This is a genomic window from Sorangium sp. So ce1036, from assembly GCF_051369805.1.
In the GTDB taxonomy this organism is placed as follows: domain Bacteria; phylum Myxococcota_A; class Polyangia; order Polyangiales; family Polyangiaceae; genus Sorangium; species Sorangium cellulosum_F.
Map to the genome: position 1 here is coordinate 321,344 of NZ_JBBMOX010000001.1, position 20,873 is coordinate 342,216.

A 20,873-nucleotide genomic window follows, 5' to 3' on the forward strand; every position below is an offset into this window, starting at 1 on the left:
TTACTGGATTGACGTAACCGTTCATGGGCTGGACCACGGCTCTGGAGAGTGCGGATGACCCTCATGGCGGATGTGCTCCCGAAGTGCCTGCCCCGCTCCGAGCGCCCAGCGGTGTGAAACGGCGCGCTCCCCGAGAAGTCAACGCGAGGCCGCGTGAGCGCAGAGACGCAAGAGGTCAACCGTCTTCCTGCGTCTCTGCCCCCTCGCGTTGATGCTCTCCCGTCCTCGGTTGCATTGCTGGCGTGATGCGTCCCGCGCGCGATCACGCCGGAAGGGCGCACCCTGCCCGAGCGCCCGCGCCGCTACCTCGCGCTGCGCCGGCGCGCCGAGGCGTCGTCGCGCATCCAGGCGCTCGGCGCGCTCGGCCGGTACAGCCCACGAGCTCGGTCCTCCGCTTGGGACCCTCGCGGTCCTCGCCGAGCACGGCGCCCGCGACCCCGAGGGCAGCGACGAGGCGAGGCGCCGCGCCCGCACGAGCGCCGATCAGGTCGAGCGCTGCCGCGTCGTGATCGCGCGCATGCCGCCGGACGTCCGCGCGGACGCGCCGCGCCCGGGCGCTGCTCGGTCTCCCCCCGGCCGCCGGCGGCGAGGAGGACCCGCCGTCGCTCGAGCGCGTCACGTGGGAGTACCCCAGCGCGCGCTCGCCGACTGCGACGGCAACAGCGCCGAGGCGGCGCGCAAGCTCAGGATGCACCGGCGCTCGCTCCAGCGGAAGCTCTCGCGGCTACCGTTGCGATCGTGGGCCAAGTAACAAAACAGAGGGGCGTCACCGGAACAATTCCGTCCGGACGAGCACGCCCCTGGCGCAGGCGCGGGCCGGACTTGGTACGCTCGCCTCTGAGCCTCGCGCTCCGGCGGGCCTTTCGTGGCCCGCCGGGGCTCCTGGCCCCCCGGAAAGCGTGCCAGGCCCGGCCCACACCCGCTCTAGCAAGGAGAGGCGATGCCCTACAAGCCCATCGAGTCTTACGGCGTCATCGGGGACATGCATTCGATCGCGCTGGTCGGCATGGATGGATCCATCGACTGGTGCTGCCTGCCCCACTTCGACTCGCCGAGCGTGTTCGCGGCCATCCTCGACGACCGCAAGGGCGGCAGCTTCCAGCTCGCGGCGGCGCACACCACGTCGCGCAAGCAGATGTACATGCCCGACACCAACGTGCTGCTGACGCGGTTCCTCGACGTCGACGGCGTGGGCGAGGTCTGCGATTTCATGCCCATCCACCGGGACACGTACGGCGCCTACCGCCGCGGCATGCACCAGATCGTCCGCGTCGCCCGGGCCGTCCGCGGGGCCGTGCGCTTCCGGCTCGCCTGCCGCCCCGCGATGGACTTCGCCCGCCGCCCCCACCGCGTCATCCTCGACGACCCGCGCGGCGCGGTCTTCGACTCCGAGGGCCTCGACCTCGCGCTGATCAGCCCGGTCCCCCTGTCGAGCGACGGCGCCGGCGGGGTGACCGCGGAGTTCGTGCTGGAGCCCGGCGAGTCCGCCACCTTCGCGCTGCGCCAGGTGGAGGACTGGACGACGACGAACGGCGACCTGCTCGGGATGCCCATCCACGGCGATGACGCCCTCCGGCGCACGGTCGCCTTCTGGCGGGGCTGGCTCGGCAAGTCGCGCTACAAGGGGCGCTGGCGCGAGATGGTCCACAGGTCGGCGCTCGTCCTCAAGCTGCTCACGTTCGAGCCGACGGGCGCGATCGTCGCCGCGGCGACGACGAGCCTGCCCGAGGAGATCGGGGGCGTCCGCAACTGGGACTATCGCTATGTCTGGGTGCGCGACGCCGCGTTCACGCTCTACGGGTTCCTCCGGCTCGGCTACACCGAGGAGGCGGCGCGGTTCATGGATTGGCTGGCCGCCCGCGTCTCCGAGGAGGACGGCCCCACCGGGCCGCTCCAGCTCATGTACGGCGTCGACGGCCGCCACGATCTGCCCGAGATCGCGCTCCCGCACCTCGACGGCTACCGCGGATCGAAGCCTGTCCGGGTCGGCAACGGGGCGACCGAGCAGCTCCAGCTCGACATCTACGGCGAGCTCATCGACTCCGTGTACCTGTTCGACAAGTACGGCGCTCCCATCTCGTACGACTTCTGGCGCGAGCTCCGGCGCATGGCGTACTGGGTCTGCCAGAGCTGGGAGCAGGCCGACGAGAGCATCTGGGAGGTCCGGGGCGGAAAGCAGCAGTTCGTCTACTCGAAGCTGCAGTGCTGGGTCGCCCTCGACCGGACGCTGCGGCTGGCCGACAAGCGCTCTTTGCCGCTCGATCGCCAGCGGGTCACCCGCGCGCGCGACGACATCTTCGACACGATCATGACCCGCGGCTGGGACGCAAAGCGGAGGACGTTCGTGCAGTCGTTCGGCTCGGAGGCGCTCGACGCGAGCAACCTCTTGATGCCGCTCATGCGCTTCATCTCCCCCACCGATCCGCGCATCCTGAGCACCCTCGATCGCACGCTCGCGGAGCTCGCGAGCGACACCCTCGTCCACCGCTACGAGATCGGCAAGGGCGCCGGCGACGGCCTGACCGGCAAGGAGGGCACCTTCAGCATCTGCACGTTCTGGCTGGTCGAGGCGCTGGCGCGCGCCGGCCGCCTCGAGGAGGCGCGCTTCATCTTCGAGAAGATGCTCACCTACGCCAACCACCTCGGCCTGTACTCCGAGCAGATCGGGGCGAGCGGGGAGCTGCTCGGCAATTTCCCCCAGGCCTTCACCCACCTCGGGCTGGTCAGCGCCGCCTGCTACCTGGATCGCGCGCTCGGCCGGGGCGCCTGACAGGACAACGGAGGATCCTGGTGGTGGGGCACGCCGGGTTCCGGGGGACCCCAGCGCGCGGGGAGAGAGGGAGCCGCCGGCAGCCTGGGATATCGAACCCCAGGCTGCCGGCGCTCGGGCGCTCCAGCGAAGAGGAGAACTGGAGCGGCGTCGCGGGACCCAGAGACGCCCGGGCCCGCGGCGCCAGGAGATGGGGGATGGCTCAGCGCGGGATCACCAGCCGCAGAAGCCGCCCAGGCCGCCGAAGCCGCAGCCGCCCCAGCCGCCGAAGCTCGGGATGACGCTGGTGATCGACGTCGTGACGGCCGTCAGACCGCAGCCGAAGCCGCCGAAGCCGCCGAAGCCGCCCCAGCCGAGGCCGCCGAGGCCGCAGCCGAGGCCGCCGAGGCCGAAGAAGCGCGCGCCCTCACGCTGCCCGGTCTCCTGCGTGGTGAGGCCCGACTGCGAGACGGCGCCCGTCTGCCCGACGAGGCCCTTGCTGATCTGGCCGACGCCGGCCTGGCCGATCTGCGCCGGACCCGCCTCGCTGATCTGGCCGACGCCGGCCTGGCCGATCTGCGCCGGACCCGCCTGGCTGATCTGGCCGACGCCGGCCTGGCCGATCTGCGCCGGACCCGCCTGCCCGACCTGCGCCTCGACGAGGCCCGCCTGCCCGACCGAGGCCTGGCCGATCTGCGCCGGACCCTGCCCCGTGTATCCGCCCTTGGTGGGATAGCCACCCTTGGAGGGGAGGGCGCCCTTGCCCGGGAACGCGCCCTTGCCAGGCAGGAGCTCGCCCTTGCCCGGGAACGCGCCCTTGCCGGGAAGGAGCTCGCCCTTGCCCGGGAACGCGCCCTTGCCGGGAAGGAGCTCACCCTTGCCCGGGTACGCGCCCTTGCCGGGGAGCATGGGCCCCTTGCCGGGCAGCACGCCCTTGCTCGGGGGCATGCCGAGCTTGCTGGGACCCATCTGGCCGACCTGCGCCTGAACCTGGGACGTGTACCCGCCCCGCTCGGCGTCTTCCAGCGCCTCGCTCACCTCGTCGAGCTCCGTGGCCTCCAGGTCGAGCTCCTCGTCCGCGTCGGCCGCGCACCCGGCGCCGAGCGCAAGCACCATCGCGAGACCCATCATCTTGCCGTGAATCGAGATCATTGGTCCTCCCCGGTGTCCCTGATCGGCCCTGCGGCCCCCGAACACCTTGGCTCACCGGAGAGCAGGCTGTGTGCCTCGAGCTCCTGTGCAGAGCCTGCCGCGTGCCGACCGCGTGAATTCGAGGGCTGCATTCGCGGAATAGGCACTCCTCGGATCTGCGGCCCCTTGGGAGTTCTCCGCGATTCGATGGTGGTGGATCCTGAAAGGCGCGGTCGTCACGCCGGAGAGCTGGAATCCCACCCTCCCCTGCGATCACGCGCGTTGCGGCGCGCAGCGCCCGCGAGGCGCGCGGAGCCCGCCCGAGGGCGCCGCGCGACGCGCGCCGCGCAGCGGTCGCGGCGGGCCGTGGGATTCGCGAGACAGGTGGCGCCTCCCTCCGGGATCCGAAAGACGCGGACCGCGCCCGGCGCCGACGCGACCGATCGCGCCGTCCGAGCCAGACGCGCGCGCTGCCCCCGGCCTGCTCAGCGCGGACCCCTCCGACACGTTCATGCATTCGCGCGCTCGCGAGAGCGGAAGCGTCGGTCCCGGCCGGAACCGTCCGCCGTCGCCGTCATCGCACGCTCCGCGACAGAACGGCGCCGAGCGTCCGTCGCAGCGAGATGTGGAGACGCGCGCAGGTTTCGGTGTCTGTCGCCCGGCGCCCGACATTCCGGTCGTTCGCCTGGAGAGCGCGAGATTCAACCCCTTGCGCGGGAGGTTCCTTCAATGGTCCCCTGAGCATTGCTCTCTGGGGGAGGGAGGGATCGTGTGCATTGTGGTGTGGCGCACGAATTCGTGATCTGAAGGCGGTATGCCTCATGGTGTCCGGGACGCTGGCTCGTCGGCGTGCCCGGCAATGACCGACCGGTGAGCCGCCGGCTCGAGTCGCCTTGGCCAAGGTTTGCTGCGCCGGCGCACGCTGCGCGCGGGCGCTGGAACAGAGCGGAAACATGCCCAGGGGTCGCATCACGGCCGTCGCGAAGTATCTTCCGGAGCGCGTCGTCACGAACCAGGAGCTCATCACGAGCCACGGTCTCCCCTGGTCGGCCGACTGGCTGGAGCGGACGACCGGGGTCCGGGAGCGGCGCCTCGCGGGCCCGGCGGAGACCACGCTGTCCATGGCCGCGGCGGTGCTGCGGCAGCTCATCGAAGCGGGCCGGCTCCGCGACCCGTTCGTGGACGTCCTCCTCATGACGAGCGACGGCTGCGCGCGCGGGGACGTCGGCGGCGCGGCCCTGGCCGCGTGCATGGTCGGCCTGTCTCCCTCGCTGGTCCTCGATCTCTGCCCCGCGCGCGGCGGCTTCGCGGAGGCCCTCGACGTGGCGAATCGGCACCTCGACGCGGGCGCGCGGCGCGTGCTCATCGTGTCGAGCGAGGTGCGGTCGTGGCGCCTGCACGCGGGGCTCCCGCGAGCCGGCGACGACCTCGCGGCGGTCCTGGGAGACGGCGCCGCGGGCGTGCTGCTCGAGCCGAGCGACGGCCTCGGGGTCGAGGCCTCGGCGCGCGGCGCCGACCCCCCGGGCGCCCGCGAGGCCCCGCGGTGCGAGGGCCCGGCCCGGGGCGGCGCGGACGCCGCCTGCGACGGTCTCCGCGCGGCGGCGGGCGAGCGCTGGCCGCGCGAGGCGGTTCACCGGCTGTCGATCGAGGTGAGCCGGCGGGCGCTCGCCGCGGCCGGCGTCGGCATGGACGCCGTCCGGTGGCTGGTGGCGCACCAGCCGTGGCTCCCGCTGCGGCAGCTCCTCTGCGAGGCGCTGGGCGCGTCCGCCTCCCAGCAGTACAGCGACGTGGACCGCCACGGGGACACCGCCTCGGCGTCGCTCCCCATCTGCCTGACCGAGCTCGTCGAGGGGGGCAAGCTCCGGCGCGGCGACCGCATCCTGCTGCTCGGCACGGGGGCGGGCTCCGCCGCCGCGCACGTCCTGCGCTACGGCGGGAGCCCGGGCGCGATCTGAGCAGGCGCTTCAGTCGAATCGCGGATAGACCTCCTCCTCGAACAGCGTCCTCACCTCGTCCGAGGGGGACTCGGCCACGAAATCCTCGTGATCCTCCCGCACGGGCACCCTGTATCCGCCCCGCCACGGCGCGACCGCGTTGAGCCATGCGGTGTGGAGGGTGAGCCCCGGGCGGAACGACGGGTGCCCCAGCTTGCAGAGCGGCCCTCGCGCCAGGTTCGTCGCGTCGAAGATCCAGACCTCCGCGCGGCGCGGCGTCGTCACGAGCGCGACCACGTACCCGTCCGTGTCCGCCCCGCTGCCGCCCCGCCGCGGCACGAACTGCAGCGAGCTGAGCCAGGAGCCCACGCTCTGCCGGGGGAACTCGTACCGATCCTCGATCCGCATCGCGCGGTGGTTGAACCGGAACAGGCTGTCCGGCTGGCCGCCGTCCGCGCGCAGCCGCCGGAGCGTCGCCATCGGGAGCGCGCGGTGCGGGTAGCTCGCGTAGAGCCGGTCGACGAACTCGGTCGAGAGATCGTCCCAGATCCCGCACCCGCGCCAGTAGACGTTCTTCAGGCGATCGGGCGGCATCCACGACGCGCCCGCCTCCCGGTACGCGTAGAGGCCGATGCCCAGCGCCCGCTCCGGGTCGGCGAACACCGCCTGATCCACCACGCGCTCGGCCGCGGCGTCGAGCGTGTACCGGCCGATCCGGTGCACGTCCGCCTGCCCGGCCGGGAGCAGCCCGAGCAGCCGCGGCGGCGCCGGCGTCTTGTCGGCCGCGTGCCGGTCGCAGGGCCGGATCCACTCCCCGTGATCGGTCGCGCAGTTGTGCGCGGCGTGCACGGTGATGCGATCGCCCGCGTCCTCGTAGTCGACGAGGAAGTGGAGCGTCTCCAGCGGGACGACGATCTTCTTCACGACGACCGGCCCGCCGCCCGGGCGCAGCGCGTCCCGCCGCACCAGGTAGAACGTCGTCGAGGGCTCCTGCGGCATCGTGAGCAGCGACCGGAGGAGGCGCTCGACCCCGGGGCTGGCCGGGGCGCGCAGGCTCGCGACGCTCTCCAGGCCGATCCTGAAGGCCGTGTCCGCGAGCACGATCCAGCGCCGCGTCAGCCCGATCTGGTGCACGCTCTGCTCGATCCGCACCGGCGCGCCGCCCGGCAGGACGAGCGCATGCCGCTCCGGCTCGTTGTGCCCGTCCCAGCGCAGGAGGTAGACGAAATCGCCAGCCGCCTCCGCGAGCGGGACCCCGCCGAAGCGCGCCGCCTGCCGCGCGGCGAGGTCGGCCGGATCGAGCGGCGCGACGGGGCGGAAGCGCGCGGGCAGGCGCTCGAGCGCGCGCTTCGCGAACAGCTCGAGCCGGTCCGCGCTCGGCCGGAGCAGCTGCTGCTCGACCATCGACGCGGCCGCCGACGCGAGCCGATCGAGCGAGCGCGGGAGCGCGCCGAGCTCGTCGATGAGCGGGAGCGACGCGATGAGGCGGCCGGGGAGCGCGCGCCCGTAGTTGACGGCCCAGAGCTCGCCGCGCTCCGCGTCGAAGCAGGGGTGCGCGGTCGTGAGCGTGATCGGAAAGGGGTGATCGACGGGCGCGCCCGGATACCACGCGCCGTTGCGCCCGACCGGGGTGACGAGCTCCAGCGTCGCCGGGTCGATCTCGTACGGCCTCCCCGCGTCGTACGTGACGAGGAGGCGCGCCGGCGCGCGCGGCGCGTGCATGGGCACGAGCGCGGCGTTGAGCTGGTTGCGCAGGCCGAGGGAGGGCGAGAAGCGCAGGAGCCCGGCGTCATGAAAGCCGAGCTCCTCGAAGCGCGTCCCGGGCCGCGAGGCGGCGTCCGCGTAATAACAGGGCGTGCGCGCGAGCCGCGAGGTCAGCCGGACCGGCCCGCCGCTGCCGAAGTCGATCCGATAGATCATCCCATTGCCGTTGAGGATCGGCGCGCCATCGGCCCTCGGCGCGCCGCCGTCCACCGAGCCGGCCGGCCCGATGACGAACACATGACCCGTGAGGTCCAGCGGCGCGCCGCCCGGAATCGCGGAGTCGAGGACCTCCAGCTCGACATTCGCGAGCTCCTCCGCGCTCGCTGCCATCACTGCATCCGGGACGCGCTGGCGCATGACGACCTCGCTCACACCAAGTTACGCCAATCCTGGCGCGACGGGAGCGCCGCCGCGCTCGCATCCCCACGGTGACAAGCGCGCTTTCCCGCCTGGGACGGACGCAGACGCCGACGAGCGCTGGAGTCGAGCTCGGCTCCGCGCTCGGCCAGGCATTGCATGGCGGCGCCCCACCCCCCCGCGCGACAGGCCGTGTTTTCCATGCAGGGAGGTGGCCTCGACGGCTTGCGGACGCGCTTATCGGCTCCATTTGCCCAGGGCGAGGCGCAGGAGGCACATGTTCGATCAGGGCCTGACCGTACTCAGGATCCGGGGGATCCCGATCCGGCTGCACATCACCTTGCTGATCTTCCTGCCGTACATTGCGTACCTGGCGGCGTCGCAGTTCTCGGTGATCGCCATGTCGCTCGGGCTCCCGCGGGAGGCGATGCGCCTGCCGCCGCTCGCCTGGGGCGCGATCCTCGCGGTCGGGCTCTTCGTCGCCGTCCTGGCGCACGAGCTCGCCCACTCGTTCGTGGCGCTCAAGAACGGGGTCAAGGTGCGCTCGATCACGCTGATGATGCTGGGGGGCGTCTCGTGGTTCGAGCGGGACGACCCGGAGCACGAGGCGTGGATGGCGTTCGCCGGGCCGCTGATGAGCTTCGGTATCGCGCTCGCCAGCTATGTCGCCTTTCGCCTGGTCCCCGCGCCGACGGAGCTCGGCGCGGCGCTCCTGGCCTTCGCGATCACGAACGCGATCCTCGGCGTGTTCAACCTGCTCCCCGCGTTCCCGATGGACGGCGGCCGGGTGCTGCGCGGGCTGCTCCTCCGCCGCGTGGGGCGCGCGCGCGCGACGCGCATCGCGACCGCGACCGGCAAGGTGATGGCGGTGATCTTCGGGCTGCTCGGCCTGCTCTCGTGGAACTTCATCCTGGTGCTCATCGCCGTGTTCGTCTACATGGGCGCCTCGGCCGAGCAGGCGCGCTCCAGCACGCGCGACATGATCCGCGGCATCCCCATCGCGCGCTTCATGACCGATCGGCTCGGCGTGGCGTACGCGGACGAGAGCCCTCGCGCGGTGGCCGAGCGGCTCCTGCGCGACAACCTCGTCGGCGCGCGGGTGATGGACGACCCTCACGACGGCGAGGATCGCCGCGAGATCGGCGTGGTCACGGTCTGGGATCTCGCGCGCCAGCTGGAGCGCGGCGTCGCGCCGGTGACCGTGGGCGCGGTGATGCCCGTCGACGTGCCGAGGGCGCGCGCCTCCGACGACGCGTCCCGCTCGATCGAGGCGCTGGCGAGCGGCGAGGCGAGCGCGGTCGCCGTGCTCGACGAGGGCGAGCACGTGATCGGGATCGTGACGCCGGCCGAGATCCAGCGCGCGCTCGCGCTCGCCGGCGCGCTCGGCGGGCTGCGCGCAGGGCGCTGAGAGCCCGGCCGTCACCGGAGGTCTCGACGGGCGGCGCCCGGCGCTGGCACTGGCATTGCTGAGTCGGGGCCCCGAGGAGCAATGACGTGAAGCAGAGCAACAACGTGCCTTCGCTCGTGCGAGGGTGTCTCCGGCCTCTCTCCGCGATGAGGGCCGCGCTCTCGGCGGCCGCGCTCGGCGCGGGCGCCTCGCTGCTCATGGGCTGTCTGGGCACCGTCGGGGCCGAAGGCTACGTGGTCTCCGGCTACCCGGCGGCGCGCGCCGAGGTCGTCCCCGTGGAGATCACGGCCTATCCGCGCGTCTTCTTCCGGGGCACCTACGCGTACCTGGTCGACGGCCTCTGGTATTACCCGACCAACCGGGGCTGGGTCGTCTTCGAGGAGGAGCCCGCGGAGCTCAGGCGATACCGGCAGACGTACCGGCGCTCGCCGCGTTACGTCCCGGAGCGCGAGCTCAGCTATCCGCGCGAGCGGGGGCGCCGTTATTACACGCCGCGCTGACGGCGAGGCAGCCGCGAAAGGACGGTATCCAGGATGAATCAGGACAAGATCGTCTATCCCCTCTGCGGTCTCGCGCTATCGAGCGTCCTGACCACGGGGTGCATCATCGACGTACGGGACGGCCGCCACCCCCGGCCGTCCGACGGGAGCCTCACCGTGGAGTGGACCGTGAGCCGCCGGAGCAGTCCGCGCTCCTGCGCTCGCTTCGCCGGCGGCGCCGCCGACTTCGAGCTGCTCCTCTACGACGAGCACAACCGTGAGGTGGCGAGAGAGGTCGCGCCCTGCGAGGACTTCGGCCTCACGGTGGATCTCCCGCCCGGCGAGTACAGCGGATACGCGACCCTCGTGGAGCGGCGCGACGACCGCCCCGTCACCACGACGCTGCCGCTCGAGGATCTCGAGATCGTGAGCGGCGCCGAGCTCAACCTCGACATCGATTTCCCGGCCAACTCGTTCCTGTAGGTCGCGCCGCCCTACCCCGATCGCGGGATCGTGAGCCGCACGCGCGTCTCCCCGCGCGGACCGTCCTCGATGACGATCCCGCAGCCCGTGTGCGCGGCGATCGCGTGCCCGGCGATGAGCGGCAGCGCGGGCGGACGCCCCTGCGCGACCGCCTCGAAGTCGCGGCTCAGCACCACGTTGCGGGCCGCGGCCGGCAGCGGCGGCCCGGCGTCGTCGAACGCGATCTCGATCCCGCCCGGGGTGTCGAGCAGCGTGACCGCCACCTCGCTCCCCGGCGGGGACGCGCTGATGGCGTGATCGAGCAGCGCGTGCAGGAGCACCGTCAGCGCGCCCTGCGGCACCACCTCGTGCGCGCTCTCCGGCGCCTCGAGCACCACGCGCACGTCGTGGCGGGCGGCGCGCGCGAGGTCGTCCTTCACGACGTCGCGCAGGACGTCGGCGACGTCGCAGTGGCGCGGGAACTCGTGGAGCGGGCACGCGCCCAGCCTGGCCAGATCGCTGACGATCTCCGACGCCGCCGTGACGTGCCGCCCCACCGAGGAGGCCGTCTCGCCGATGTCGCCGCCGTGGCCCCGGAGCGGCGCGATGTCGCGGCCGATCGCCGACAGGATGCCGCGGAGCTGGGTGCCGAGCACCCGCACCGCGGCGATGAGCACCGCGAGGCCCTCGCCGTTCGGCGGCAGGTGCGACACCGGATCGCTGCCGCTGAGCCGCGCGACGACGCCGGCCAGCGCCCCGCGCTCGCGCTCGCCCTCGGCGCGCGAGAACACCGCGGCGAGCTCGCGCGCGTAGGCCTCGCCCTGGGCCTGCGCCGCCGCCAGCTCCTTCTTGAGGCTCTCGACCTCGAGGCGCTGCAGGTCGACCTCGGCCGGCAAGGTCAACGTCTGCGTGAGCCCGTCGAGCTCGAGCCGGCCGCCGTAGCGCACCGCCATCCGGGACAGCCACACCCGCTCGGTCTCGAGGTTCACCGGCGTCTCCGGGCCGAGGTGGACGCTGACGCTCACCTCGTCGCCGGCGCGGCGGATGCTCACCTCGGGCGCGCCGGTGAGGCTCGTCGGATCGCCGCCCTGGGCGATGAGCACCTGGAGCATCCGCCGGAGCTCGGTCTCGTCGCCGAACACCGTGGTGCCCTCGCCCATCTCGATCTGCACGCGCGCCTCGGGCGCGACCTCCCAGAGCAGGGCGGTGAGGTCGACGCGGCCGCGCCGCCCGCGCGGCATCGGCCGGCCGTGGAGCGAGGCGAGCATGCTCACGGCCTCGTCGAGCCGGTTGAGCGTGCTCTCCACGCCGCCCGAGCCGTCCTCCGACGAGGGCGGCGGGAGCGGCGTGGCCTCGGCCGCGATCATGCCCACGCCCTGGCGGAGCTTCTGGGCGGCGCTGCGCGCCTCCTGCGCCAGCAACCACGTCAGCTCGGGTCGGGTCAGTCTGTCGCTCGTCACCCTGATTTCCCTCTGTCCGCCGCGTTTTGCGGGATCGCGCGCCATGATGCCAGACGTGGCCGTGCCCTGCTACGCTCATTCCCGTTCGCCTCGCTCGAGGCGCCGGCGCGCTCCTTCCCGCTTGACGTGCCTCGGCCGCCGGCTCACGCCGGACGACGGGGCCTTTCAGGACGGCGCCCGCTGCGCCGGCGCGCCGGCGACGTACGCTGGGGCGCGCGACCCGGGGAGCTTCCTCGATCTCACGCTCGATCCGGGCGTCCGTGCCCTCCAGGTTGACGGCCACGATCGCCCGCGCGTCCCCTGGCATCCCGGTGCGCGGGGCGGAGGCCCCTGACTTGCGGCCCTTTCACGCGCCCCCGGTCCCTTGCTAACGTCGCCGCCGATGTTCGGCCGCATCTCCGCGATCGCCCTCAACACCTACCGGGAGTCGCTCCGGGCGCGCATCCTCATCGGCCTCGCGGGCCTCGCCTTCGCGGTCGCGTTCTACTCGATCATCGTCGGCGCCTACACGCTCCGCAACGGGGCGCGCGTGGTCAGCGACCTCGGCGTCGCGTCGCTCTCGGTGTTCAGCATCGCGGTCGCGGTCATCATCGGCGCGACGTCGCTGTACCGCGAGCTCGAGCAGAAGACGATCTTCCCCATCCTGGCCCGCCCCATCCGCCGCGGCGAGTACCTCGTCGGCAAGTACCTCGGCACGCTGCTCACCCTCGCGGTGTTCATCCTCGCCGACGCCGGGCTCGTGCTGCTGATCGGCGCGGTGCTGGCCGGCCGCCCGGCGTCGCTCGTGATCGGCGCCGGCGCCGCCTCGCTCGCGGCGCTCGGCCTGGCGGCGTGGCGCTCCCCGGGGGCGCGCACCTACGGGTTCATCCCGTGGTCGGCCGTCTTCCTCGTCCTCGGCGTGCTCCTGTCGGACGTCGCCCCCACCGAGCGGCGCGTCGTGCTCGCCGGGAGCGCGCTCGCGTTCCTCGAGGTCGGCATCGTCGCGGCGCTGGCCACGCTGTTCTCGTCGTTCTCCACGCCGTTCCTGTCCTCGGTGCTCACGCTGGGCGTCTTCCTCGTCGGCCGGAACGCCGACGCGCTCGCGCGCATGCCGGTGAAGTACTTCGGCCCCCAGATCAGCGCCGCGGCGCGCGCCCTCTCCAGGGTCGTGCCCAACCTGCAGATCTACGTGCCGCCGCGCCCCCTGCTCGCGGGCGAGGTCGCCGACGCGAACCTCCTCATCTACCTGGGCTGGGCGACGACCACCTGCGTCGGCTGGGCGCTGGGGCTCCTGGCCGTGGCGGCGTTCGTGTTCAAGAAGCGCGATTTTCTGTGAAGCTCCCGGTCGTGCTCGGCATCCTGCGCGGCTTCGCGGTCGCCGGCCTCCTGCTCGGCGCGGCGTCGCTGCGCGTCGTGGTCGCGGGCGAGCGGGAGATCGCCGAGAGCACGGCCGCGCTGCTCGCCGGCGATCCGCACGCGGCGGCGCTCCACGCCCGGCGGGCGGCGGGCTGGTACGCCCCCGGCGCCCCCCACGTCCGCGTGGCGTACGAGCGGCTCATCGCGCTCGCGACGGCGGCGGAGGGCCTCGGCCAGGCCGACACGGCGCTCTTCGCGTGGCGCGCGGTGCGCTCGGCCGCCCTGGAGACCCGCTGGCTCACGACGCCGCACGCGGAGGATCTGGAGCAGGCGAACCGGGCCATCGCCCGGCTCGCGGCGGCCGCGCCGCGCCCGCCGGGGACCCGGACCGATCCGGCGGCCGTGGTCGCGCGGGAGCACCTCGAGGCGCTGGCGCGCAACGACGCGCCGCGCACCGGCTGGGTGGTCGCGCTGGTGCTGGCGTTCGCGGCCTGGGTCGCCGGGGCGCTCTGGGTGGTGCGGCGCGCGGTGACGGTGACCGGCCGGTGGGTCTGGCCGCGGGCCGTGCCCGGGCTGCTGGTGTGCGCGGCCGGGGTCGCGGTCTGGTTGCTCGCGATCTGGCAGGCCTGACGCGCCTCGCCTGGCGGGCTCGGGTGGGTGGGGCAGGCTGGGGGCTCGCCTCCGGGGCGTGCGTTCCGGCGAGCCCCTTTCGTGGCTCGCCTGCACTCCCGCCCCTCCGGCAAGCCCCCAGCCTGCCCCACCCCCCCGAGCCCGCCGTCCAGGTCCGAGGCGCGCCTCGAGGGTAATGGGGGGTGGAAGGGTCCGAGGCGCGCCTCGGGGGGAGCGGGGGTGAAACGGGGCGAAATGGGGCGGCGGCGGACGGATCGGGGCGAAATGGGGCGGGGGGCGGGAGATCGGCCGCGGGAATCCACGGGATGGGGCGCCTGCTGATCCGCGGGGGGTGGCATTGCCAGGCCGCGGGGCGCGACACATCGATCTGCGGGAGCGACGTTTGCAGCGCTCGGTTCCGAGGAGGTAACGAAGTTAATGAAGAATCAGATCAAGACGATCCTGCTGCTCGGCGTGATGTCGGCGATCCTGGTGTCCATCGGTGGGGCGCTCGGGCCGGGGTACCTCGTCTTGTTCGGCGTGCTCGCGCTCGCCATGAACCTGGGCGCGTATTTCATGTCGGATCGCATCGTGCTCGCGATGCACCACGCCGCCGAGGTCTCGCCGGCGGAGGCGCCGGGCCTGCACAGGATGGTGGAGGACCTCGCGCGGCGGGCGGAGATCCCGAAGCCCCGCGTCTATGTGATCCCGGACGCGCAGCCCAACGCCTTCGCCACCGGGCGCAACCCGGAGCACGGCGTGGTCGCGGTGACCGAGGGCATCCTGCAGCTCCTGAGCGAGCGGGAGCTGCGCGGCGTGCTGGCGCACGAGATCGCGCACATCAAGAACCGCGATATCCTGGTGTCGACCATCGCGGCGGCGTTCGCCTCCGGCATCACATGGATCGCCCACGCGGTGAGCTTCGCCGGGATCTTCGGGGGCGGCCAGTCCGACGAGGAGGAGGGCGGGAGCCCGCTCGGCGGCCTGGCCCTCGCGATCGTCGCGCCCATCGCGGCGACGCTCGTGCAGCTCGGCATCTCGCGCTCGCGCGAGTACATGGCGGACGAGACCGGGGCGAGGCTGTGCGGCGACCCGGAGGCGCTCGCCAGCGCGCTCTCCAAGCTGGAGCACGGGGTGGCGGTCGTGCCCTCGGAGGCCGCGGCGCGGCCCGCGACGGCCAGCCTCTTCATCGTGAGCCCGCTCGCGGGGGGCGCCTCGGTGCTGAAGTGGTTCTCGACGCACCCGACGACCGAGGAGCGCGTCAGCCGGCTGCTCGCGATGGCGTCGAGCGAGCGGACGGCGCCGCGCTGGACCGGGGCGGTCGCCTGACAGGGCGTCGCCCCTCGGGGGCATCCCGGCGCTGCCCTCCCGGGATGCCTCCCGGCGCGGGTCCCGCCACGGCGCCGCTCTCCCGCGCTCGCCCCTCTCGCCGCGGGACACGTGACGCGCGAATGACGCGGTGAGGTCCTGTCACCGCGCCATTCGCGCGCCCCCGCGCCAGGGCGCACGGCGAGGGAGCCGAGGCGAGGCGGCCGACCGCGTCGCCGGCTCCTTGGCCGCTCCTCAGTGCAGCCTGCTCCTGGCCTCGGCGATCTCCTCGTTGATCCGGTTCACGAACTCGTCGAGGGTCATCGGGCCCTTGCTCGACGTGGCCGCGGCTTGAATGGCGTCCGTCGTGATCGAGGCGAGGCGTTCGACGTGAGCGAGCCCGGCTTCGAGCTTCGCGTAGTCGCCGCTGGCGAAGTACCCGCTGTCGTCCTTGACCTCGAGATCGGGTGCATAGCGCTCCTTCACGTAACGCAGGATGGCGCACACGGCGACATGCACCTTGGGGCCCGCGAACTGCGTCTTGGTCCAGTTGTAACGGCTCCCCTGCTTGAAGAACTCGACCCCTGGCGCCTCCGGCAGGTCGGGGACGGTGATGCGCGGCCCGGCGCCGCGACCGGCGTCCGCCTGCGAGCTCTGCGTGCTCCGGGCCAGATTGCGGGTGAGGGCCGCGGACTCGGCCAGCGCTTCACGCATCATGTCCGCCATCTCCGTGTCGCTGAGGAGGGCATGATAGTAGTGGTTGGTGAAGGTGCCTTCCTCGTCGAAATGGAAGTGCAGCGGCTCGCACTCGCGATGGGGGTAGAGCGTGATCCCCTCGAGACCGGAGCAGGTGACGCGCTTCTCGGCCACGAGCTCTTTCATGGTCTTGCTGAGCCAGCCTGCGGACTCGGCCTTGGCGGCGAGATCGCCGACGAGCTCTGGGACGAGGGCCGGATCACGGAGCTTGCCGCGGTACGCGATGGAGATGCCCATGGTGCCTCCTGGTCAACCCTCCTTACTCCACCGGGACCGTCGAGGCCAGCGCGCTCCGGCGGCCCTCGCGGGCCGGCGATCGACGCCAGCAGCACATCTCACGGGCCCTGGGGCGCGTTGCCCGAGGCGACCAGCGCCGCGAGCGTGAGCATTGCGGGAACGTCGCCAAAATTCTCACCATGGCCTTCGTCACCGCGTGACGATTACCGGTAACGACGCGGAATCGTTGGCCCAGGTGAGCTTTGCGGGCGGGTCGCCCTCGATGAGCCCCATCGCGACCTCGCGTGCGCTCGAGGACGTGGTTGCCTTCTGGACGATTTCGACGCTGAGGTCGGCGAAGCCGGCGCCGGCGAGCGGCCGCTCCAGCGATTCAGCAAGCGGGACGGCCGCCGCGCCCGCCCCGTCAGGACGCGGCGAGCGGCCGCTCCAGCGATTCAGCAAGCGGGACGGCCGCCGCGCCCGCCCCGTCAGGACGCGGCGCGCGGCGCTTCGCCGAGCAGCTCCAGCCGGGCAAGGCTCGCGCAGGTCTCCGACAGGGCGCGCATCAGCCGGAGGCGGTTGTCCCGCACGGCCGCGTCGTCCGTCATCACGAACACGTCGATGAAGTACTGGTGGAGAAGCGGCGCGAAGGCCGCCACCGCCTTGAACGCCGCGTCGTACGCGCCGCTCCGGACGTCCGACGCGATCTGCTCGCGCAGCTTGAGGTAGCCCTCGAAGAGCGCCGCCTCGCTCGGGTGCACGTCCTTGCCGAACGGCGCGACCGGCTCGCCGGGCGGCGCCTTGTCGGCGATGTTGGTGGCCCGCTTGAAGACCTCGCCGACCCGCGCGCGCACGTCCGGGCTCAGCGCGTCGATGGCGCGCACGCGCGCCCGCAGATCGAGCGGGCGGTCCGCGGCGACGGGCAGGCACGCGAGGACCGCGTCGTGCGGGAGCCGGTCGGCGAGCAGGCCGCGCAGCCGGTCGGCGAAGAACTCGCCGAGGCGCGCCGCGAGCTCCTCGCGCGCGACGTTGAGCTCCACGCCGGCGTAGCCCGCGTACGCGGCGCCGAACGCGTCGCCGAGGCGCAGATCGAGATCGCGATCCAGGAGCGTGCGAAGCACGCCGAGGCAGGCGCGGCGCAGGCCGTAGGGGTCGGCCGTGCTCGTGGGGGTGAGCCCGATGGCGAAGCAGCCGACGAGCGTGTCGAGGCGATCGGCGATCGCGACCAGCGCGCCGGCGTGCGTCGGCGCGGTCGCGTCCGCGGCGCCCTTGGGGAGGTAGTGATCGCGGATGACGTCGGCGACCTCGGGGCTCACCCCCTGCGCCAGCGCGTAGGCGCGGCCCATCTCCCCCTGGAGCTCGGGGAACTCGCCCACCATCAGCGAGACCAGATCGCACTTCGCGAGGTGCGCCCCCGAGGCGGCGGCCATGAGCGTCGGCTCGGGGAGCATCAGCAGGAGGCCGAGCTCGCGGGCGAGCCGCTCGACGCGCTCGGCCTTCGCGAGCACGCTGCCGAGCCGCTTCTGGAACACGATCCCGCCGAGCTTCTCGCGGCGGCTCGCGAGCGGGATCTTGACGTCCTCCCGGTAGAAGAACTGCGCGTCCGACAGGCGCGCGCGCATCGTCTTGTCGTTGCCGCGCCGGATCGTCTCGGGCGCCTCCGCGGTGTTGACGACCGCCAGGTACTTCGGGAGCAGCGCGCCCGTCTTCTCGTCGCGGACGCCGAAGTAGCGCTGGTGCCCGCGCGCGACCTCGAGGATCACCCGCTCCGGGAGCTCCAGGAACCGCTCCTCGAAGCCGCCGAGGAGGACGTGCGGCTCCTCCACGAGGGAGAGGTTCTCGCCGATCAGGAAGTCGTCCTCGATCAGCACCCCGCCGGCCTCCCGGGCCGCGGCGACCAGGCGCTCGCGCATCAGGCGCGCGCGCTCCTCGGGGTCGACGATCACGTGCGCCGCGCGCATCGCCTCCACGTAGTCGCGGGCCGCGCCGATCGCGATCTCGCCCGGCGCGAGGAAGCGGTGGCCGCGGCTCACGCGCCCGCTGCGGACGCCGGCGAGCTCGACGGGGACGACCTCGTCGCTGAAGAGCGCGACCAGCCACTGGATGGGGCGGCCGAACGCGAAATCTCCCGCCCCCCAGCGCATCGACTTGCGGAACGGGATGGCCGCGACGAGCGACGAGAGGGCCGCCGGGAGGAGCTGGGCCGAGGGCTTGCCGGCCTCGCGCCGGGTGCCCGCGAGGTACTCGCCCTTGGGGCCCTCGACGCGGCGCAGATCCGAGACGGCGCAGCCGAGCTTCTGCGCGAACGCCTCGGCCGCCCTGGTGGGCGCTCCGTCCTTGAAGGCCGCCTTGACCGGCGGGCCCGTGACCTCCTCCTCGAGGTCTGGCTGGCGCGCCGCGACCCCGGAGACGAGCAGCGCGAGCCGCCGCGGGGTGCCGAGCGCGCGGAGCGCGCCGTGGCGGAGCCTGAGCTCCGCGAAGCGCTTCGTTGCGAGATCCGGGAGCGCGCGGAGCGCGGCCTCGACAAACGACGAGGGGAGCTCCTCGACGCCGATTTCGAGCAGGAGATCGCTCGCTTCGTTGGACATGGGAACGCGGACGCTACCCCAGAACCGCGCGCCCGGCGAGGCGGTCGATCGACCGAGCCGCGCGCCCGGCGCCGCCCGCGGCTCAGCGCCGCGGCGCCGCGTCCCGCAGCGCGCGCGCGAGCGCCTTCTTGAAGGCGCGCGCCTCGCTCCGCTTGGGCGTACCCTCCCGTCCGTAACGGCTCGCCGCGCGGGCCCGGACGACGCACTGGACCGCCTGCGTGTAGCGCCGGGTCGCCTTCGCGACCGCCCGATCGTCCGGGCCGGACGACGCCGCCACGGCCGCGCCGAGGTCGTTCAGCGCCGTGTCGAGCGGCGCGCAGCGCTTCGGCGCGGGGGGCAGCTCGAGGGGCGGCGGCGCGGGGCAGCAGCGGGCGCGCAGGGCGGCGAGCATCGCCAGGTCGTACCAGCCGAGCCGGTCCCACTCCCTGGTCGCGTCCGAGGCGCCCCGGGTCCCGGCCGCTTGCGCGAGGTGGTCCTGGAGCGCGGCGGCGCCCTCCCTCGGGTCGATCTCGGCGCAGACGGACGAGAGCTGCCCCGCGGTCGCGGGGTCGACGCTCCCCTCGGGAAACAGCGGCGCCGCGCACGCGGCGAAGTCCGCCGTGGTCGCGTCTCCCTCCTGCGCGTGGCTCGCCGGCCCTGCGTCTGCCGGCCCTTCGTCCGCCGGCCCTGCGTCCGCCGGCCCTGCGTCCGCCGGCTCGGCCGCTGCGGCGCGCACGCCTTCCGGGCTTGCGTCCGCGGCGATCGTGTCGGGCGTGCCCGCGCCGGCTGTCGCCGGGACGCCCGGCTCGGCCGGGGCGACGCAGGCGGCCGGCGCTGCGGCCGCTCCCGCGGACTGCGTGGGGGCGGCGCCGAGAGGGAGCCTCCAGATCCAGGCCGCGGCAGCTCCCGCGAGGGCCACCACGGCAGCGGCCAGCGCGACGGTCCACCGCGCGGCGGCGCGCGCCTTGCGGCGGGGTTCCGGTTCCGGCGCCGCGGCCAGCGCGCGCGACGTGCCTACGCGTCCGTCGATGACGGCATGCGCGACGGCGCTGTCCGGGGCGAGCGAGGAGGGCTCTGGCGGCTCCAGCGGCAGCGCGTCGCCTACCGGCGCGTGCGGCGCGTCCGCGTCTACCGGCGCGGACGGGGCATCCGGCGCGGACGGCGCGTGCGGCGCGTCTACCGGCGCGTGCAGGCCCACCGGCGCGGGCAGCTCGCGGACCGGCCACGGCGACGGGCTTTCCGGCTCATCCTGCGCCGCACGGGGCCCGGGCGACGCAGGAACGGGATGCTGCTCGACTCGCGCGGGCGGGGCGTCCGGCGCGGGCGGGCTGCTGGAGGTGTCCGCCGCTGCAGCGTCGGTACGGTCCGGCGGCGCGCTGGGCGAGGCGAGCTGTGAATTGGAGGGGCGGTCCGGTGTTTCCGGCACCGGCGTGGTGGGCGTGCCCGCCATGGACCGGAGCCCGAGGGTCGCGAGCCCGTGCAAAGGGACCGGTGTCCGCCGCGCTGCGGTCGGACTGGAAGGTGGTAGCGAGCTGGAGCGCTCGCCCGGAGGCGAGCTGGAGCGCCCGCCCGGCGGCGAGCTGGAGCGCCCGCCCGGCGGCGAGCTGGAGCGCCCGCCCGGAGGCGAGCTGGAAGCCCGCCTCAGCCCGCTGCTCGACGGGCGCGGCGCCGGCGCGGTCCTCGGCGGCTCTGCGAGCGCGGGCTCGTCGAGCGGGGGCAGCTCACCCAGGCCGCCGCCCGGCCGCGCCGCCTCGAGCGCGCGGCGGAGCTCCGCGACGTCGACGATCCGCTGTGCCGCGTCGCGCGCGAGCGCCCGCTCGAGGACGAGCCACAGCGCATCGCCCGCCGCGCCGGGCGGCGTGATCCTGGGCGCGGCCCCGGCGCCGATCGCGCGGCGCAGCTCCCTGTCGTTCCTGGCAGGGAAGGGGAGCTTCCCCGAGAGCGTCACGTAGAGGGTCACCGCGAGCGCCCACGTGTCGTCCCGGCGCGATGGCCCCTCGCCGGCCGCCCGTTCGGGCGAGCGATAGCTCACGGACGACGGCGTCGCGATCGGATCGGAGAGCCACCCCTTCGAGGTGCACGGCGCGTCCTCGGAGATCACGCACGCGGCCGACAGCCGCCCGTGCACCGTCCCGCGCGCGTGCATGCGCTCGACGCGCTTCGCCAGGCGGATGACCCAGCCCACGGCGTCCCTGTCCGGCAGAGGACCGGCACGCGCGATCCGCGCAGCGAGCGTCTCCATACGAACACGACAGCCTAGTGCGGCGAGGCGCTGCGGACCACCTTGTGGCCTCGCTCGCCGCGCGCTGGATCGCGCGCCGGTCCTCTGCCGGACGGG

The 20,873-nt window shown here is 73.7% G+C and carries 16 protein-coding genes; 9 read left to right on the forward strand and 7 right to left on the reverse strand.

What is annotated here, in order from left to right; translation table 11 throughout:
• The first annotated feature begins 619 nt into the window (after nucleotides 1–619).
• Nucleotides 620–751, forward strand: coding sequence for a helix-turn-helix domain-containing protein (locus WMF31_RS01125; protein ID WP_436600178.1), 132 nt, complete (start codon nucleotides 620–622; stop codon nucleotides 749–751).
• 189 nt (nucleotides 752–940) lie between these two features.
• Nucleotides 941–2,770, forward strand: a complete 1,830-nt coding sequence (locus WMF31_RS01130) for a glycoside hydrolase family 15 protein (RefSeq protein ID WP_436600179.1) — start codon at nucleotides 941–943, stop codon at nucleotides 2,768–2,770.
• Nucleotides 2,771–2,983: 213 nt separating this feature from the next.
• On the opposite strand, the gene WMF31_RS01135 is transcribed toward WMF31_RS01130, so the two are convergent.
• Nucleotides 2,984–3,901, reverse strand: a complete 918-nt coding sequence (locus WMF31_RS01135; RefSeq protein ID WP_436600180.1) for a hypothetical protein — start codon at nucleotides 3,899–3,901, stop codon at nucleotides 2,984–2,986.
• A 932-nt stretch (nucleotides 3,902–4,833) separates the two neighbouring features.
• Between WMF31_RS01135 and WMF31_RS01140 the strand changes: the two genes are divergently transcribed.
• Complete coding sequence (locus WMF31_RS01140) at nucleotides 4,834–5,835, forward strand: 3-oxoacyl-[acyl-carrier-protein] synthase III C-terminal domain-containing protein (protein ID WP_436600181.1); 1,002 nt, start codon at nucleotides 4,834–4,836, stop codon at nucleotides 5,833–5,835.
• 9 nt (nucleotides 5,836–5,844) lie between these two features.
• Here WMF31_RS01140 and WMF31_RS01145 read toward each other — a convergent pair whose 3' ends face one another.
• On the reverse strand, nucleotides 5,845–7,935 hold the full coding sequence (locus WMF31_RS01145) for a carotenoid oxygenase family protein (RefSeq protein WP_436600182.1): 2,091 nt from the start codon (nucleotides 7,933–7,935) through the stop codon (nucleotides 5,845–5,847).
• Nucleotides 7,936–8,212: 277 nt separating this feature from the next.
• Here WMF31_RS01145 and WMF31_RS01150 point away from each other — a divergent pair, with 277 nt between their 5' ends.
• The 3 genes from WMF31_RS01150 to WMF31_RS01160 all read left to right on the forward strand — a co-directional run bounded on the left by WMF31_RS01150 (nucleotide 8,213) and on the right by WMF31_RS01160 (nucleotide 10,305).
• Nucleotides 8,213–9,343 (forward strand): site-2 protease family protein, encoded by a 1,131-nt coding sequence (locus WMF31_RS01150; RefSeq protein ID WP_436600183.1) that lies wholly within the window; start codon nucleotides 8,213–8,215, stop codon nucleotides 9,341–9,343.
• An 86-nt stretch (nucleotides 9,344–9,429) separates the two neighbouring features.
• Nucleotides 9,430–9,843, forward strand: a complete 414-nt coding sequence (locus tag WMF31_RS01155) for a hypothetical protein (RefSeq protein ID WP_436600184.1) — start codon at nucleotides 9,430–9,432, stop codon at nucleotides 9,841–9,843.
• Between the two features lie 33 nt (nucleotides 9,844–9,876).
• Complete coding sequence (locus WMF31_RS01160; protein ID WP_129354441.1) at nucleotides 9,877–10,305, forward strand: hypothetical protein; 429 nt, start codon at nucleotides 9,877–9,879, stop codon at nucleotides 10,303–10,305.
• 11 nt (nucleotides 10,306–10,316) lie between these two features.
• Here the strand turns inward: WMF31_RS01160 and WMF31_RS01165 are convergent, their stop codons facing one another.
• Nucleotides 10,317–11,744, reverse strand: a complete 1,428-nt coding sequence (locus tag WMF31_RS01165) for a sensor histidine kinase (RefSeq protein WP_436600185.1) — start codon at nucleotides 11,742–11,744, stop codon at nucleotides 10,317–10,319.
• Between the two features lie 382 nt (nucleotides 11,745–12,126).
• Here WMF31_RS01165 and WMF31_RS01170 point away from each other — a divergent pair, with 382 nt between their 5' ends.
• The 3 genes from WMF31_RS01170 to WMF31_RS01180 all read left to right on the forward strand — a co-directional run bounded on the left by WMF31_RS01170 (nucleotide 12,127) and on the right by WMF31_RS01180 (nucleotide 15,017).
• Nucleotides 12,127–13,059 carry an ABC transporter permease gene (locus tag WMF31_RS01170; protein ID WP_436600186.1) on the forward strand — a complete coding sequence of 311 codons (933 nt, stop codon included), beginning with the start codon at nucleotides 12,127–12,129 and terminating at the stop codon, nucleotides 13,057–13,059.
• On the forward strand, nucleotides 13,056–13,709 hold the full coding sequence (locus tag WMF31_RS01175; protein WP_129354437.1) for a hypothetical protein: 654 nt from the start codon (nucleotides 13,056–13,058) through the stop codon (nucleotides 13,707–13,709). Before WMF31_RS01170 ends, WMF31_RS01175 begins: the two co-directional genes overlap by 4 nt.
• Before the next feature lie 417 nt (nucleotides 13,710–14,126).
• Complete coding sequence (locus tag WMF31_RS01180; RefSeq protein WP_436600187.1) at nucleotides 14,127–15,017, forward strand: zinc metalloprotease HtpX; 891 nt, start codon at nucleotides 14,127–14,129, stop codon at nucleotides 15,015–15,017.
• A 234-nt stretch (nucleotides 15,018–15,251) separates the two neighbouring features.
• On the opposite strand, the gene WMF31_RS01185 is transcribed toward WMF31_RS01180, so the two are convergent.
• From WMF31_RS01185 to WMF31_RS01200, 4 genes are all read right to left on the reverse strand, one after another.
• Nucleotides 15,252–15,989, reverse strand: coding sequence for a hypothetical protein (locus WMF31_RS01185; RefSeq protein ID WP_436600188.1), 738 nt, complete (start codon nucleotides 15,987–15,989; stop codon nucleotides 15,252–15,254).
• Between the two features lie 189 nt (nucleotides 15,990–16,178).
• Nucleotides 16,179–16,430, reverse strand: a complete 252-nt coding sequence (locus WMF31_RS01190; RefSeq protein WP_436600189.1) for a hypothetical protein — start codon at nucleotides 16,428–16,430, stop codon at nucleotides 16,179–16,181.
• A 26-nt stretch (nucleotides 16,431–16,456) separates the two neighbouring features.
• Nucleotides 16,457–18,556: a glycine--tRNA ligase subunit beta gene (gene glyS, locus WMF31_RS01195; protein WP_436600190.1), complete on the reverse strand. Its 2,100-nt coding sequence runs from the start codon at nucleotides 18,554–18,556 to the stop codon at nucleotides 16,457–16,459.
• An 82-nt stretch (nucleotides 18,557–18,638) separates the two neighbouring features.
• Entirely contained in the window at nucleotides 18,639–20,777 is a 2,139-nt protein-coding gene (locus WMF31_RS01200; RefSeq protein ID WP_436600191.1) for a hypothetical protein, read from the reverse strand.
• Between the last annotated feature and the right edge of the window lie 96 nt (nucleotides 20,778–20,873).

What these genes read in the sequence shown, in the direction of transcription:
- WMF31_RS01130 (WP_436600179.1), top strand. Translation starts at nt 941, where the DNA reads ATGCCCTACAAGCCCATCGAGTCTTACGGCGTCATCGGGGACATGCAT.
- WMF31_RS01135 (WP_436600180.1), bottom strand. Translation starts at nt 3,901, where the DNA reads ATGATCTCGATTCACGGCAAGATGATGGGTCTCGCGATGGTGCTTGCG.
- WMF31_RS01140 (WP_436600181.1), top strand. Translation starts at nt 4,834, where the DNA reads ATGCCCAGGGGTCGCATCACGGCCGTCGCGAAGTATCTTCCGGAGCGC.
- WMF31_RS01145 (WP_436600182.1), bottom strand. Translation starts at nt 7,935, where the DNA reads ATGCGCCAGCGCGTCCCGGATGCAGTGATGGCAGCGAGCGCGGAGGAG.
- WMF31_RS01150 (WP_436600183.1), top strand. Translation starts at nt 8,213, where the DNA reads ATGTTCGATCAGGGCCTGACCGTACTCAGGATCCGGGGGATCCCGATC.
- WMF31_RS01160 (WP_129354441.1), top strand. Translation starts at nt 9,877, where the DNA reads ATGAATCAGGACAAGATCGTCTATCCCCTCTGCGGTCTCGCGCTATCG.
- WMF31_RS01170 (WP_436600186.1), top strand. Translation starts at nt 12,127, where the DNA reads ATGTTCGGCCGCATCTCCGCGATCGCCCTCAACACCTACCGGGAGTCG.
- WMF31_RS01180 (WP_436600187.1), top strand. Translation starts at nt 14,127, where the DNA reads ATGAAGAATCAGATCAAGACGATCCTGCTGCTCGGCGTGATGTCGGCG.
- WMF31_RS01185 (WP_436600188.1), bottom strand. Translation starts at nt 15,989, where the DNA reads ATGGGCATCTCCATCGCGTACCGCGGCAAGCTCCGTGATCCGGCCCTC.
- glyS (WP_436600190.1), bottom strand. Translation starts at nt 18,556, where the DNA reads ATGTCCAACGAAGCGAGCGATCTCCTGCTCGAAATCGGCGTCGAGGAG.
- WMF31_RS01200 (WP_436600191.1), bottom strand. Translation starts at nt 20,777, where the DNA reads ATGGAGACGCTCGCTGCGCGGATCGCGCGTGCCGGTCCTCTGCCGGAC.